The organism is Francisella sp. SYW-9 (assembly GCF_008711465.1).
Lineage (GTDB): Bacteria > Pseudomonadota > Gammaproteobacteria > Francisellales > Francisellaceae > Francisella.
In genome coordinates, this window is the sequence record NZ_VXKQ01000047.1 from 1 (window position 1) to 1935 (window position 1935).

The following is a 1935-nucleotide window of genomic DNA, read 5'->3' on the forward strand; positions in this document are numbered from 1 at the left end:
AACATAATGGAATCAATGTACCTGGTTTAAGCTCTTGATTCGTTACTTCCTTATACTGCTTTCTTATATACCTAGCTAATTGGTTTGATCTTTCATTTAACTCTTTATAAGTTAACTGTTTATCTTCAAATACTAATGCTACATTATCTGGATTCTGTTCAACTTGCTCTTCAAACAGTTGGTATACCGTCTTATCTTTAGGATAATCACTATCTGTCTGATTCCAGTCATATACTATGGTTTGATATTCTTCTTTACTTAAAAGACTATAATCTTTTATTTCTAATATATTATTATTTGTTAAAGCTGCTAATGAATCATTAAAGTAACTAACAAACTTCTCTGCAATACCTTTGTCAATAAAATCACTTAAACCTTTCAAAATAATTTGAAACTCATTACCTTGTCTAGCTATGTTAAGAGTTAATGGAATATTTGTTTGCTCATGTGAATATTCTGAATCAATATCGTTATTTCTATAATTATCTTCTGCTATATGAAAATGAATATAGTTAAATCCAAATTGATATAAATCTTCCTGCATATTTAAGTCTGATTTTAATTTTCCATATGGATATAATTTATATTTCTCAATTTGATTCTTATTATATTGAATACTCTCAATAAGATCTCTTATTGCTTTAACTTTGCTAACATCATTCCTAAACGGAATTGTATTTAAATGTAATCCAAATAATCTATCTCCATTTTCCTCTTCTAACCTATTATTTACCACTCTCCCTATTATTAAATCTTCCTTATTTAAAAGCTTAAATAAAACTAAATAATATGCAGATAAGAATATTGTATCTACTGATACAGATAATTCTCTAGATAGTTCAAGTAATCTAGTTGAAGTATTAGAATCAATTAGTTTACCAACTACTACTTGATCATCTTGGGATGTATACTCCCAATTTAATATCAAATTATTATTTACATAGTCATAATCTTCTAAGTAGTTAAACCAGAAGTCTCTATACTCTTGATTATCTATAACTGCCAATTCATTTCTTATTAACTTACCATAACTAGGTATTAATTCTTGCTTTATATCTTCTTCTTTAACATATAAATCCACAAACTCTGATATTAAGGATGCCACACTCCAGCCATCTGTAATTGCATGATGAAATGAATATATTAATACAAAGGAGTCTTCTCTTTTAGAAATTATAAACCTATATAAACCAGTTTCATCTAGAGATAAAGCAATAGATTTTTCTTTATCTACTATTTCTTTTACAGGTATTGGAGAATCTTTTAATATTACTTTATCATCTATATATACTTCTTTATGAATAACATTATAATATCCTTCATCTAGCTCAATAAATAACGATCTTAATTGCTCATGTTTTATAGAAAGATTTTTCCATATCTCAGCGAATCGTTCTCTATTAAATTTCTTATTTATCCTATAGCTAAATACATCATGATATGTTCCTTTTGGATTTAATATTGATTCGATCAACATTCCTGTCTGTAAATAACTAGCTGGATATATATCCTCTATTTCACTCTCTAAAATATTTGATCTGCTTGCTACTTCATTCCGTTGTTTTTCTGTAACTAAAGAAAAAGGTGTATACTTATTATCTAAAATAATTTGTGAATAATTTACATTATTTAATAACTTCTGTACCATTCTATAATTAAATACATCAGCTACTGATATATTAAATCCAGATTTTATTAACCTACCTACTAGACGAATACTTACTATTGAATCTCCACCTATCCTAAAGAAATCATCTGTAATACCAACTTTCTCTAAACCAAGTACTTCTGCAAATATATTACATAATTTTTCTTCAAGTTCCGTAGTTGGGGCTACATAACAATCTTCATTAATAAACTCAGGATCTGGTAATGACTTACGATCTAATTTACCATTAATAGTCAATGGCATTGCGTCAATCTCAACCAATACAC

Annotated in this window: 1 protein-coding gene; it reads right to left on the reverse strand. The window is 27.2% G+C overall.

Annotated elements, in window-relative coordinates; translation table 11 throughout:
- Positions 1-1935, reverse strand: a 1935-nt coding sequence (locus F3D62_RS12205; protein WP_150468522.1) for a condensation domain-containing protein, incomplete at both ends; no start/stop codon positions are given.